The 14,196-nt window shown below is 64.8% G+C and carries 7 protein-coding genes and 2 pseudogenes; 8 read left to right on the top strand and 1 reads right to left on the bottom strand.

What is annotated here, in order from left to right; genetic code table 11:
* Positions 1 to 314: 314 nt before the first annotated feature.
* The gene (locus M2336_RS01730; RefSeq protein WP_264592516.1) at positions 315 to 959 is read right to left on the bottom strand and encodes a tyrosine-type recombinase/integrase; all 645 of its coding nucleotides are present in this window, start codon (positions 957 to 959) and stop codon (positions 315 to 317) included.
* A 149-nt stretch (positions 960 to 1,108) separates the two neighbouring features.
* Between M2336_RS01730 and M2336_RS01725 the strand changes: the two genes are divergently transcribed.
* From M2336_RS01725 to M2336_RS01695, 8 genes and pseudogenes are all read left to right on the top strand, one after another.
* A complete protein-coding gene (locus tag M2336_RS01725; protein ID WP_264573737.1) occupies positions 1,109 to 2,416 on the top strand; it encodes an EAL domain-containing protein in 1,308 nt (435 codons plus the stop codon).
* Positions 2,413 to 2,583, top strand: a complete 171-nt coding sequence (locus tag M2336_RS01720) for a hypothetical protein (protein WP_264573736.1) — start codon at positions 2,413 to 2,415, stop codon at positions 2,581 to 2,583. Before M2336_RS01725 ends, M2336_RS01720 begins: the two co-directional genes overlap by 4 nt.
* A gap of 59 nt (positions 2,584 to 2,642) precedes the next feature.
* Positions 2,643 to 4,010 carry a TolC family protein gene (locus M2336_RS01715; protein ID WP_264573735.1) on the top strand — a complete coding sequence of 456 codons (1,368 nt, stop codon included), beginning with the start codon at positions 2,643 to 2,645 and terminating at the stop codon, positions 4,008 to 4,010.
* Positions 4,001 to 5,332, top strand: a pseudogene (locus M2336_RS18030) (ABC transporter transmembrane domain-containing protein); the annotation flags it as partial. The gene M2336_RS01715 and the pseudogene M2336_RS18030, both read left to right, overlap by 10 nt.
* Positions 5,333 to 5,569: 237 nt before the next feature.
* A pseudogene (locus M2336_RS18025) lies at positions 5,570 to 6,253 on the top strand (ATP-binding cassette domain-containing protein); the annotation flags it as partial.
* A complete protein-coding gene (locus M2336_RS01705) occupies positions 6,250 to 7,461 on the top strand; it encodes an HlyD family efflux transporter periplasmic adaptor subunit (protein ID WP_264573733.1) in 1,212 nt (403 codons plus the stop codon). The pseudogene M2336_RS18025 and the gene M2336_RS01705, both read left to right, overlap by 4 nt.
* Before the next feature lie 54 nt (positions 7,462 to 7,515).
* A complete protein-coding gene (locus tag M2336_RS01700; protein WP_264592515.1) occupies positions 7,516 to 11,883 on the top strand; it encodes a putative Ig domain-containing protein in 4,368 nt (1,455 codons plus the stop codon).
* Between the two features lie 101 nt (positions 11,884 to 11,984).
* Positions 11,985 to 14,105: a putative Ig domain-containing protein gene (locus tag M2336_RS01695; RefSeq protein ID WP_264573731.1), complete on the top strand. Its 2,121-nt coding sequence runs from the start codon at positions 11,985 to 11,987 to the stop codon at positions 14,103 to 14,105.
* The last annotated feature ends 91 nt before the right edge of the window (positions 14,106 to 14,196 follow it).

The following is a 14,196-nucleotide window of genomic DNA, read 5'->3' as shown; positions in this document are numbered from 1 at the left end:
TTTCTTGCAGCGCAGCATTGCTGGGTCGCACCATGCCGGTCTAAAGTCGGATGATGACAACATAAAACGGGTAAGGCATTGAAGATGAATAAAATTACACGTTACAAAATACTGAATACTGTATCTTCTGGCAACAGCTTCAACGGAATCCATTAAATTATTTAATTATCGATCTGCTTTTGACGTCGATTTAGCCCGAACCAATAGTCGGCCCACGCCATTTTACACTTTGAAAAATATAGAATATTTCTCGCCCCTGCCTTGACCGGCAAGGAGAAGGCCAAGAGCGCAAACGCCCTTAACCTTCTGCCCGTTTACGACTGCCAGGCGCCTCCGAGCGTGCCCGTCACTCCCTTCAGGCCGATTTGGCGCCGACTCCGCTGGCGTGGTCTGCTTCCCCACATTCGGCTCGCAATCTCCAGCTCCTCCCGCCCAACGGCGCCGGTGTAGATGGCGGTGGTGCTGATGTCGGTGTGCCCCATCCACTTCTGCACCATGTTCAATGGCACGCCCGAGTGGATGGCCGATACGCCAAATCCGTGTCGAAAACCCTTGGCCGTCGCCTGCATCCCCTTGATGCCGACCGCCTGCATGATTGCGTTGACCTTTCGCCATGCTGTCATTCTCGACCATGTCCATAGCAGGCTGTCGTCCGCGCCATTGCCCCGGCCATGGACCTTGTGGATCAGCTTCACCAACTCCAGCGGGGCCGGAACGGCGCGGTAAATCCCCCTTTTCCGTTTCTTGAGGCTTTCGATGATGATGCATTGCGAGCGCAGATCGATGCTCCTGAGCGTAAGCGCCAAGGCCTCCGAGATCCGGCATCCTGTCACGGCGAGTACCATGCAGAAGGTATAGGTCTCGGGCGCTTCGCGCGCGGCATAGGCGAGCACGGCGGCCCGCTCTTCCTGGGTCAGATATTTGCGCTGCCCTTCATTGCCATAAACCATGTTCAGCATGCCTCATCTCCCTCTCGGTGCACCGATGATGAGCAAGCCATCCAGGCGTTTCCGCACTGCAAAAGGATGCAAAAACAGTCATTTGAAACAGTATTCAGTATTCTGTCACGGACTCAGAGGGGTTTGGGATGCTGGATATGGCGCGACGGATGGCAGACGATTTCGGGGTGCCGGTTAACCTTTCGGTGGGGCCGGCACCCGAACTCGTGATGGTGGGGTTCAGGATCGATAACCTGTCCCACCTTGCCCAGGCTTATGGCGAAGCTGTGCGTGAAGGCGCGCGCGCTCTGCTGGCCGGTCTGCTCGGTGAGGTGCTCGGCGGCGACGGGGTCGTGATGCCGGTCTGCGATGATTTGATCACGGCGGTGGTCTGGTCGCCGACGGCCTTCGGGCAAGCCTTCACGAACGCGGCATGTGCGGATTTCGCCCGGCGCTTTGCGGTCGCGGTCGCTGGTCGGCCGCTCCTTCACGCTAACGCGGACCTGCGGCTCGCCGTCAGTGCAGCCTGGTCCCTGCTGCCGGATGTTCATTCCGATGCCGATCTTGGCGCAGCGCGGGACGATCTGGCGTGTCGCCTGACGACCCAGCGTTTCAACGGCAACCTGATCGATACGCAGGCCGACTGGGCGCAGCGTTACCGGGCCGACATGGCGCAGGCTGCGTCCCTGCTTTCGGCGCTGGCGAACGGGCGGCTGCTTCCGGTCTGGCAGCCGGTGCGCAGCGGCGCGCAGGGCGACGCTGTGCTCTATCATGAATGTCTGCTGCGGATGCTCGAGGATGGGCGTCAGGAGACGGCCGGCCCCGCCATCGGCGCTCTGGAGCGCTTGGGCATGGTCGGCGTGCTGGATCATTATGTGGTCTCGACGGTGATCGAGGAACTGCAGCGCGATCCCGACGTGTGCCTGGGCGCCAACATCTCTGCGCACAGCGCCTGTCCCGGTGGGTGGTGGGATGAGCTGATGCCGCGCCTGCGCGACATGCCGTCCGTCGCGCGCCGTCTCGTTATCGAGATCACCGAGACCGCGCATTATCCGGATATTGGCGAGGCGACATGCTTTGCCGCGCGGTTGCGCAAGCTCGGCGTGCGGGTCGCGCTGGACGATTTCGGCGTTGGCCATGCCTCGCTGCGTTCCCTGCTGGCGCTGCAGCCGGATATCATCAAGATCGACGCCTTCTTCCTGCGCCGGGCCGCCAGTTCCGAGCCAGATCGCGTCGCGCTGCATCATCTGATCGGCCTGGCCGGCAGCTTTGTCCGCGATGTCGTGGTCGAGGGCGTGGAAACGCGCGCGGAGGCCGATCTGGCCCTGCGCGCCGGCGCTGTGTGGTTGCAAGGCTATCACACGGGCTATCCCTCCGTCGTCCGCTCCTGGTCCGGTCCTATGGGCGGCACCAATGTGCTGACGCTGTTCGATCAGCCGCAAGCCGGCTGGTCCGAAACGCGGAGGGCGGTCGGATGAGCGGCCTTGCGGATGTTCGTGCCGGGACAGGCACGCCCCTCGGTGATCCTTGGACCGCCCCGGATGTGGGCCAGCCTTCGCTGGCGCGGGGCGTGGTGATGGGCGCTCCGGTCAGTCTGCTGCTGTGGTGGCTTCTTCTTCAACTGGTTGTGCGGGTCGCTTCGTAGCTTTGGCGCGGGGTGGTTGGCGATGTCGGCACAAGATCATGATATTCGGGGTGAGTTCGATGTTTGAGGGGGTTGGGACGAGGCGCGCTGCGACGCTGTGTCGTGGTTTGCGCGGTCCCGCAGGGCGCGGGGGCGGGCTGATCGGCTGCGCTGTGCTGGGGGCGGTGCTTGCGGCTCCGCTTACGGCCATTGCGCAGCAGGGCGATGTTCGCGCGCCGGCGGCCGTGGCCGCAGCGCCGGGCCCGGTCTCTGAGCCGTCCTCTTTGTCGCTGGATGATCTGATGGCGCAGGCGGCGCGGGCCAATCCGCAGGTTCTCTCGCAGACCGATGGCGCGCGGGCGTCGGCTTATGAAGTGGCGAGCGCGCGCTGGGCGTATTTTCCCGAGCCGGCGTTCGAGAGCGAGCGGGGGCGGCGGGGCTATGTCGTCACCGGCACGCTGACGCAGCCGGTGTGGACCTTCGGGCGGATCGGTGCGAACGTCGATGCGGCCAAGGCGCGGCTCTCCTCGGCGGAAGCGGCGGTTGACGCGACGCGCTACCAGGTCGCGCTGCGGGTGATCGACAGCTATGGCCGGTTCGTGGCAGCGCGTCTGGGCGCGCAGGTCTATGCGGCCGATATTGCCCGGCTGGAAGCGCTGGAAGGCATGATGCGCCGGCGGGTGGCCACGGGCCTGTCCGCGCCGGTCGATCATAATCTGGTGCTCACCCGGCTGAGCCTCTCGCGCAACACGCTGACCAACTATCAGGCGATCGAGCAATCGGCCACTGAGGCGCTGAGCCAGCTGACCGGGCGGCCGATCGATCCGGCGCGGATCGCGTTCGACGTGGCGGCAGGCGATGAGCCGCTGGACGTGCGCAGCGAGGATCTGCTGGCGCGCACCCTCGAGACCAACCCGGCGCTGTTGCGCGCCGAGCAGGAGATCGGCGTCGCCAAGGCCGAGGCGCGGGTGGCGTCCAGGGCGATGATGCCGACCATTTATGCGCGGGCCGAACAGCGCTTTGCCGACGATAAATATTATCCGTCCTCGCTGCCTGACACGCGGGTGGTGGTGGGCGTGAAGTTCGCCTTCGGCTCGGGGCTCGCCTCGGTGGAGCGCATTCGGGCCTCACAGGCGCTGGAGAGCGCGGCGCGCAATGCCCGCGATGCCTATCGGGCCGATCTGACGGCGGAGGTCGCGGCGGATCTGGCGAGCTGGCGGGCGGCGCGCAGCCTGGTGCGCGAGCTGCAGGTCAGCCGGGGCGTGCAGCAGCAGACCTTCGAATCCTACAACCGGATGTTCCTAGCCGGCAAGCGCAGCTGGCTGGACGTTCTCAATGTCACCCGAGAGCAGACCGACATCGAGCGGAGCCTGAGCGATGCGCAGGTCCAGCTTTTGATCGCCCGCTACCGCTTGCGCCTCAAGGAAGGGGCCTTCCCATGGAACTGATTGCAGGGCCCTCACCGGCCGAGACTCCCGCCGGGGCGCCTGAGAGTGCGTCCGAGGACGTCCTCTTCATGGGGCCGCCGCCCGCGACGCCCTTTGCCGATGGCGTGATCTGGCTGGGCGGGCGCCTGGCGACGGCGCTGGAGTGCCAGGGTGGCCTGACCCGGCGCGACGGTCGCCGCATCCGCGCGCTGTTCAGTGCTGGCGCATCGGGGGCAGGCGCTCCGGGCGAGGAAAGCCGCATTGCGGCGCGCGCGGCGCTGGCGCTGTGCGAGACGCTGCGGCTCAAGCTCTCGCGCTGGCGGCGCGAACCGCATGAAGCGGACCTGCCGATGATCGCGCTGGTGCCGGGTGCCGGCTATCGCATGGTGCTGAGCCTGAGCAACGACGGCACCTGGCTGTGCGAGGGGCCGCAGGGGCGCGAGCGGATGGCGGCATGGCCCGAAGGCACGATGTTCGCCGGTGTCACCCCGCGTGGCGAGATCGCCCATGCGCGCACCGCCAAGGGCGTGTTCGAGGCGATCATGGCCGTCGACAAATCCTGGGTGGTGATGGCGGCGCTGGCCTCGACGCTGGCGAGCATTCTGGTGCTGGCAACCTCGCTCTACTCGATGCAGGTCTATGACCGGGTGATCGGGCAGGGCGGCGTGGCGACGCTGATCGTGCTGACGATCGGCACGGCGATCGCCATCGGCATTGAGTTCGCGCTCAAGCTGGCGCGTTCGGCCATTGTCGACAAGGCGGTGCATCGCATCGATCTGGAGGCGGCGATGAGCGTCTTCCAGCGGATGCTCTCGACGCGGCTCGACCAATATCCGCCGAGCGTGGGCACGTTCGCGGCGCAGGTGCGCGGCTATGAGGGGGTGCGGGCGTTCATCGTCGCGCGCAAGCTCTATCTGTTCACTGACGTGCCGTTCGCCTTGTTCTTCCTGGCGGTCATCTTCCTCATCGGCGGGCCGTTCGTGGCGGCAGTGCCGGCTCTGGCGTTCGTGGTGGCGGTCGCTGCCGGGCTGCGCTCGCGCCGGGCGATCGAGGCGCACAGCGCGCGGGAAAATCTGGTCGGCAACCAGCGCTACGGCCTGCTGGTCGAGACCATCCAGGGCGCCGAGTTTTTGAAGGCGAGCGGCGGCGAATGGCAGATGCGCAACCGCTGGAACGATCTCTCGCGGCGGACCGCCGACGAGATGACCGAAATCCGCCATCTCAACGAGACGGCCGGCTATATCTCGGGCCTGGTCCAGCAGATCAGCTATGTCAGCATGGTGGCGACCGGCGCTTATCTGGCCGCGACGACCACCAGCCTGACCGTGGGCGCGATCATCGCCTGCTCGATCGTCTCGGGCCGGGTCCTCACCCCCGTCAACGCCATTCCGGGGCTGCTGGTGCAGGGCGCCAATGCCAAGGTTGCGCTCGACAATCTCGAGCGGCTTTACGCTTCGGAGCAGGACAATGACGGCATCGATGCACCGCTGGTGCCCGATGCGATCCAGGGCCGGGTCGAGGTCGCCAATCTGGAGTTCGCGTGGGCCTCGCAGCCTGCGCCGCTCAAGCTGCCGGCGCTGACCATCGCGCCGGGCGAGCGGGTCGGCATTTTGGGCGCGGTGGGATCGGGCAAGAGCACGTTGCTCAAGCTGCTCGCCGGGCTGGTCAAGCCTGAGCGGGGGCATGTGCTGCTCGATGGCCTGGATCTGCAGCATATCGCCAGCGAGCGGCGGGCCGAGCTGATCGGCTATCTGCCCCAGCAGGCGCGGATGATCAGCGGCACGCTGCGCGACAACCTCACCATGGGTCTGCCTTATGTGAGCGATGAAGAGCTGGTCGCGGCGATCCAGGCGACCGGTCTCGCCGGCTTCCTCGCGGGGCGTCCCGAGGGTGTGCATCTGCGCATCGCCGAGGGCGGCGGGGGCCTCTCGGGCGGTCAGCGCCAGCTTATCGGGCTGACCCGGCTGCTGCTGGCCCGCCCGCAGGTGTGGCTGCTCGATGAGCCGACCTCCTCGATGGACGATGGCACCGAAGAGCGCTGCCTCTCGGCCCTGCGCGCAGCAGTTCAGCCCGGGCAGACGCTGGTGCTGGTCACCCACAAGCTGCGCCTGCTCGAGCTCATCGACCGGCTGATCGTGCTGACCCCGCAGGGCATCGCGCTCGATGGCCCGCGCGACGCGGTGATCGAGCGGCTGCGCCAGGGTCCGGCAGCGCAACAGGGCCCGGCTGCACAATCTGAGCATCACAAGGGAAGCGTGGCATGAAGATGGAAGATCCAAGGGCGATGCGCGCGGGCCTGGGCAGCGTGCGCCAGCAGCTGGCCCGGCTTCCGCTGGGGCCGGGGGGCTGGTTCATCGTGATCACTGGCCTTGGCATCGTGGCGCTGCTGATCTGGGCAAGCGTCTCGCAGATCGACCAGCTGGCCCGCGCCCGGGGACAGGTGATCGCGCTGGCCCGCACGCAGGTCATCCAGGCGGCGGACAGCGGCGTGCTGGCCGAGATGAAGGTCGAGGAAGGGCAGATGGTCCGCAAGGGCCAGCTGCTGGCTCTCATGGACCAGAGCCGCGCCTCGGCCGCCTATGACGACAGCCGCAACAAGGTGGCCGCGCTCAAGGCGACGCTCGCCCGGCTGCGGGCCGAGGTTTACGGGCAGGCGCTGGTGTTCCCGCCCGAGCTGGAAGCCTATCCGGCGTTCCGCAGGAACCAGACCGATCTGTTCAACCGGCGCCGCCAGGCGCTCAACGAGGGCATTGGCGCGCTGGTCCAGAGCCGGCGGCTCGTGCAGGCCGAGCTCGACATCACGCAGCCGCTGCTGGCGGCGGGCGATGTCGGGCAGGCCGAGGTGATCCGCCTCAAGCGCGCGGTCGCTGAGCTCGATGGGCAGATCGTCAATGCCCGCAACAAATACTTCCAGGACGCCCAGGCCGAGATGACCAAGGCCGAGGAGGATCTCGCCACGCAGGAAGAGGCGCTGCGCGAGCGCTCGGCGGTGTTCGGCTTTACCGAGCTGCGCGCGCCGCATGACGGGCAGATCCGCAAGATCAACGTGACCACGCTGGGCGCCTCGGTGCGGCCGGGCGATGCGATCATGGAGATGCTGCCCACGACCAGCGAACTGATCGTCGAGGCCAAGTTCAGCCCCGCCGATCTCGGCTCGGTCAAGGTCGGCCAGTCCGCGCAGGTCAAGCTCGATGCCTATGATCCCAGCATCTACGGCAGCCTTGAAGGCGAGGTCGTCTACATCAGCCCGGATGCGCTGAGCGAGCCCGGGCCGCAGGGCAGCGAGCACTTCTATTACCGCGTCCACATCCGCCTGAAGGATAGCGGCGCGGGTAACGCGGGCAGCAAGCCCATCCAGGTCAGCCCCGGCATGACCGCCACCGTGGAAGTGCGCACCCATAAGCGTTCGGTGCTCACCTACCTCACCAAACCCATCACCAAAACCGTCGATGAGGCGCTCGGCGAGCGCTGACCTCAACCGCACACAGCTTTGAAGACACAGCTTGGAATACAGGGAGCCAATGACATGACCAACAAGAGCGAGACGCAGGCCCAGATGCAGGCCGAGATGCCGGCCCAGATGCAGGCAGAGCTTCCGGCAAACGCAGCCGTTCCGGCCGAGCAGGCCCAGGCTGTGGCCCAAGCTGCACCGGCTCCCTCCGCTCAGGCCGCCGCCGGTCATGCACCTGTGGCGCCCGCGGCCTCACACGCGACCCTTGCCGCGCACAGCGCCACGCCCAAGAAGGTGAAGGCACGGACGCACAAGAAGGACGACGAGGACGAAGCCGCGCAAAATGGCGACCAGAAGGATGCCGACGCTGCGCAGGCCGACGCGGACCAGCCCGAAAGCGCCGTGCAGGCCTCGTCCGCCGGTGGACAGGGTCATGTCGGTGAAGGCCAGTGGGCCGATCGCGTCTATGCCCAGGGTGCTGCCGGCGCCGGCGCTGGCGGCGGATCGGGCAGCTTCTTCTCCACGCCCGCCTTTTATGTGCTGGGCGCGGCCGGTGCGATCGGCGCCGGGTTCGCGATCTTCGGCGGCGGCAGCGATGAGGCGAGCATCGCTGCGCCCAAGCTCGCGCTGAAGACCGACACCGGCGCTTCGGCGACCGACTACATCACCCAGGACGGCACGATCAACGTCTCTGCCATCACCGGCACCAATGCCTGGGAATACTCCACCAATGGCGGCTCGACCTGGACCGCCGGCACCGGCACGAGCTTCACGCTGGCCGAGGGCAGCTATGCCGCCGGCGCCGTGCAGGTCCGCCAGAAGGACGCGACCTCCGGCAAGACCAGCGAGGCCGGCAAGATCGCCAACGCCATCACGGTCGACAAGACCGCCGCCGCCGCACCGGTCATCAACGCGGTCGCCGGTGACGATCTGGTCAACCAGGCCGAAACCCAGGCACCGGTCAGCGTCTCGGGCACCGCCGAGGCCGGCACCAGCATCACGGTCACCTGGGGCACCGCCAGCAAGACGGTCACCACCGCCGCCAACGGCACCTGGACGGCCAGCTTTGCTGCCAACGAACTGCCCGCCGACGGCGCCTATACCATCACCGCCAAGGCAACCGACGCCGCAGGCAACATCTCCGCAACAGGCTCACGCCCGGTCACGGTCGATAGCAATAACTACATCACCGGCACGGTCGCAGCAGGCCCGGTGATCGCCGGCATCGAGATCAAGGCCTATAAGACCGACGGCACGCTGCTCGGCTCCGGCGTCACCGACGCCAATGGCGCGTTCAGTATCGCCGTCAAAGGCTATACCGGCTACGTCATGGTCGTCGCGACCGACCCGCTCGCGAACGCCCAAGGCTATCTGAACGAAGCGACCGGTCTGCAGGCGGACATCGACGTGGCGCTGCGTGTCGTGACGACGATCGAGGCCGGTCAGGATCTTGTCGTCAACATCACGCCGTTCACCGAGGCTGCGGCGCGTCTCATGGGGCTTGCGAGCGGCAGCTCGAACATGACCGGTCTGACCGCGACAGCTGTCACGCAGGCCAATGCCACCGTCGCCACCTTGTTCACCGACGATGTAGATACGTCGCTGCCAGCGCAGCTCGCAAAGCTGGTCATCGACAGCAATGGGGCGAACACTGCCGCCTCCGCGAACGTTTACGGCGTTTACCTCGCCGCGCTTCAGGGCTGGGCGCATAGTGAAGGCCTGACGCTGGATCAGGCGATCCAGCAAATCGTCGATGCCATCACCACCACCGCCAACGGTGCCAACACGACGCTGGCCGACTTGGGACAGGCTCAGGGCCAGTTGCTCGCCGACATTCTGATCCAGGGTTTTCACGATGTCACCCAGGTCAATCCGGCCTTGGCCAATGCCTCGCTGCCGCAGGCCCAATTGCAGCAACTCGGCATGATCAACGACACGACATGGCCGGCATTCAGCGGCGGCAGCACGGTCAGCGTGTCCGTCCTCGAAACGGCGGCTCCCGGTACGCTGCTCTACACCGCGACGGCCTCCGATCCCTCGGGCAAGACGAGCTATTCGATCGCCTGGGGCAGCGGTCCCGCGCCCTTTGCCGCCTATGATATCGCGGATTTCTTCACCATCGATCCGCAGACCGGCGTGATCAAGACCGTCCAGACCCTCGATTATGAGGATCGCTCCAGCTGGTCGATTGAGGTCACGGCGACGGACTTCTGGGGCAATCAGAGCGTCCAGGCGGTCACCGTGAACGTCGGCAATGTCAACGAAGCGCCGGTTCTGGATCATCCGCTCGCCGATCAAGTCGCCACGGCCAATCAGCCGTTCAGCTACATCATCCCCAGCGACGCCTTTTACGATGTCGACGGCGATACGCTGACCTACGCTGCGCAGCTTGTGGATGCGCAGGGCAATGTCTCGGCCCTGCCGAGCTGGCTGACATTCAATGCGCAGACCGGCACCCTCAGCTCCACGGCCGCCCAAGCGCTGACCGACCCGATCACGATCCGCGTGACAGCGTCCGATGGCAGCCTCACCGCCACCGACGATTTTACCCTGTCAATCGCGAGCGCCCCAGTCGTGACGGAAATCGTCGCGAACAAGGCGGTTGCGATGGGAGCGAGCACCGTGACGTTCACGGTCACGCTCAGCGAGGGTGTCACCTATCCGTCGAGCCCTGTTCCAGAGGTTGTGCTGCGGTTCGTTGCGACCAACACATATCTTGCGACAGCCACTTTGGACGGAGCCGCCACGGCCGCGTTGAACGACCCGACGAAGCTAGTGTTCACGGCTCAAGTGCCGGTGACCGACACCACGGAAGTGCGAATCCTGGCACTGAACTTCACGGACGTGACGGGTCTGGTGTCCGGGGAGCCGGTCTCTTCGGACTCGGGTCAGCTCGTGACCTACGGGGCGCTGCCGTTCGTTGTCGACAGCACGGCGCCTGCCCTTACCAGCGCGACGCTCACCGTGAACGAGAATGCCACTGCGGTGGGGACCCTCTCCGCCAGCGAAGCGGTGAGCTGGGCCCTGGCCCCCGGCGGCGATGCTGGCCTGTTCACGCTGAGCTCCTCTGGTGCGCTGAGCTTTGCCGCGCCGCGCGACTACGAGACGCAGGCCCACAGCTACACCATCAACGTCAACATGACGGACCTGGCGGGCAACATGACGTCGCAGGCCGTCACGGTGAACTTGGCCAACGTCAATGAAGCGCCGGTCGTCGCCAATCCTCTCGGAGACCAGGCGACCGTGCAGGGGCAAGCGTTCAGCTACACCGTGCCGTCCAACAGCTTCTCGGACGTGGATGCTGGCACGACCCTGACCTATACGGCTCAGCTGGTGGGCAGCGGCGGCGCCCTGTCGGCCTTGCCGTCCTGGCTGACCTTCAATGCGGCGACCCACACATTCTCCTCGACGTCCGCGCCGGCGCTCGCCAGCCCGATCACGGTGCGGGTGACCGCGTCCGACGGCAGCCTGTCGGTCTCGGACGACTTCACCGTCTCGCAGGCCTCGGTCCCGGTCTTCTCCACCAACCTGAATGGCGTCACCAATCTGGATGTGCGGTCCGACGTGGTCTTCAGCGCGAGCGAGAACATCGCACTAACGACGGTCGACGGCACGTACACGATCAAGCTGGTCAATGATGCCAACAGCGGATCGAAGACGGGCTATTCCGGCACGCTCGGGGAATCCATCGACAACACGCAGACGCTGGTCGTCACTGTCAGCGGCGGGGTGGCTTCCGCCAAGTGGAACGGCGTGACGGTGAACGTCAACGATGTCCTCTCCGTCTCTGGCAACAAGCTGATCATCGATCCGGTCTACGACCTCGATTTCTCGAACAATTACCATGTCGAGGTCGGCGCGGGACTGTTCATCGGGCAGACCTCTGGCCTTGGCAACGCGGCGGTGGCGAGCGGTGCGACCTTCGCGACCGTCACGCCCAACACCACCGGTTCGGGGGCAGCGCTGGTCTCGGGCGGAGCGGCCTCGCAGATCATGCATGCAGACGGCACGCTGGCCGCCAGCCATAAGTGGGTGGGGATCGATAACGTCGGCAATACGGCGGTTGCTTCGGCCACGTCCATCGGCAGCCTCTCTGCCGCGGGCTATGCGCTGGTGGTCAGTGACCGCGACGCCTCCGCTGACATCGGAACCTGGGACTTCTGGGTCCGGGCGACCGACTTCGGTGCGGACGATCTGGTGTATCTCGATAATCAGCAGAACGGCACTGCGGGCTGGGATTTGTCTACCACATCCTTTGCCAGTGGCGATTCGCCCAATGACAACGATACGCGCGTCGGCTTCGGCACTTACAACGTGACGGCGCCGTTCCCGAACAGCAGCCAGTCGTACATCGACCTCGATATTGGTGGTGAATGGCGTGAAACGCCTGACGCTGTTCAGACTTATTTCCAATCTGCGACGCCGCTTTTCGTGGGCGGATGAACATCCATCAGGGTCGGATGAGCATCCGGCCCTGAACAGTGGGACCTGTGGGATAATCGAAAGACGAAATATTCAATTTTACTTTCTTATGGGGCAAAAACATGGCCACGACTTCAAAATATATCATTATGAGCACTGCTGCCGACAATTCCAACATTATCGACTTCGGCCTGAATTACGGTACGCTTTCGCTGGACGGGCAGGAGATGCAGTTTCTCGGTTCGGCTCTGGTCGATGCCGTCTTCGTCCGACCGGGCGCGACTTATTCCCTCAGCATGGGTGCGGGCGCAGATCGCATATATTTTGAAGGGGCACTGGCCGACTACACGCTCACCAGATCTGGCGCGACGCTCACGCTGACGCGGACGGCTCAGGGCAAAGTGGAGACGGTCAGTCTCGCCGGCGCTAACTCCGCGACGACCCCTGATGTGCTGGTGTTCTCGGATGGCAGCGTGGCGGCCAATGCGGTGTACAATCATGTCTCGAAGGGTGACCCGTTGCCGGTGCCGTCCGGCGAGACATCTGTTGCGCCGAGCGGACCGGCCGCGCCGGCGGCAGTCCTGTCCGCGACGGTCAAGGTCGTGTCTTTCGACGGGACCGGCGAGACGATTGCGCTGTCCAAACCGGGCATGAAATTTCAGGTGCTGGGCAATGCCGGCGTCGATGTCGTTTACGTCTCTGATGGTGCGACGGTCGATGCCTCGGCGCTCGGAAACAGCACCGATATTGTCTACATGCGTGGTCACTGGGCCGATTACACCAAGGTGGTCTCGGGCTCGAAGATGACCTTGACCCGGACTGTTGGCGGTCAGCTCGAAACAGTTGTCGTCTCGGCCGCCGGCAATGCGCTCAACGATCTTCTCGTCTTTGCTGACGGCGCCGTGCGCTCACAGGTTGCCGGCACGGCTGTGAAGGCGGACGCCAACGTCGCGATCGCGGCCATCTCCGGCTACGATGCAGCGACGATCACGCCCGGTCTCAACGAGGCGCCGGTGCTTGCCGAGGCACTGGTGGATCAGATGACGGTCGAGGGGCAGGCGTTCACTTACAGCATCGCGGCCGGAAGTTTCACGGACCCGGATGGCGATGCGCTGACCTACACGGCGCAACTGGTCGATGCGCAGGGCAATCTCTCCGCATTGCCGTCCTGGCTGAGCTTCGATGGCGCGACCGGCACCTTCTCGTCCACGTCCGCGCCGGCACTGGCCAGTCCGATCACCGTTCGCGTCACAGCCTCGGATGGGAGCCTGTCGGCATCCGACGACTTCACGATCGAAGCGCATCCTGTGCCGCTCCTTTCGACCAATGTCGATGGCGTGACCAACCTTGATGTGCGGTCCGACCTCGTCTTCACCTCGAGCGAGGACATCGCTCTGACCGCTGTCGACGGCGTTTATGAGATCAAGATCGTCAACGATGCCAACACGTCCGCTAAGGCGGGATATTCCGGCTCGTTGGGTGAAGCGATCGACAACACGCAAACATTGGTCGTCACCGTCGTCGACGGCGAGGTCTCGGCGACCTGGAACGGTGCGACCGTCGCCGTTGCGGATGTCCTCACCATTTCGGGCGACAAGCTGATCATCAATCCCAAATATGATCTCGATTTCTCGAACAATTATCATGTCGAGATCGATGCGGGCCTTCTCGTTAGCGCGACCTCGGGTCTCGGTAATGCGGCCTTGCTCAGCGGCGCGACCTTCTCGACCGTCACGCCCAACACCAGCGGCACCGGAGCCGCGCTCGTTACCGGCGCTGCGGCTTCGCAGACCATGGTGGCGGATGGCTCTCTGACCGCAGGCCACAAATGGGTCGGCCTCGATGGTATTGGCAACACGGCGGTCTCGGCTGCCACGTCGATCGGTAGCCTTGCCGCGGATGGTTATGCGCTGATTGTGACGGACAGGGACGATTCGAGCGTGGTGGGTACCTGGGACTTCTGGGTCCGCGCGACCAATTTTGGCGCTGACGATCTCGTCTATCTGGACAATCAGCACAACGGAACGAGTGGGTGGGATCTGGCAAGCACCTCGTTCGGAAGCGGCGATGCCGCCAACCCGAATGACACGCGCGTCGACTTCGGCACCTACAGCGCAACTGCGCCATTCCCAAACAGTAGTCAGGCCTGGATCGATCTCGATATCGGTGGCGAGTGGCAAGATTCGCCGGCCGCTGCGCAGGCTTTCCTACAGTCACAAACAGCTCTTTTTGTAGGCGGTTAAATCATGCCGGGCCAGATCGAAATCTGGCCCGCCTTAACGCGTTTCCTCGAGAACATTTTCTAGCAGAATTTTTTTGAAATTCTCTTCCGGA

The sequence above is a fragment of the Sphingobium sp. B1D7B genome, from assembly GCF_025961965.1.
In the GTDB taxonomy this organism is placed as follows: Bacteria; Pseudomonadota; Alphaproteobacteria; order Sphingomonadales; family Sphingomonadaceae; genus Sphingobium.
Note: the sequence above shows the minus strand (reverse complement) of the source record. Positions and strands in the feature narration are given on the sequence as shown.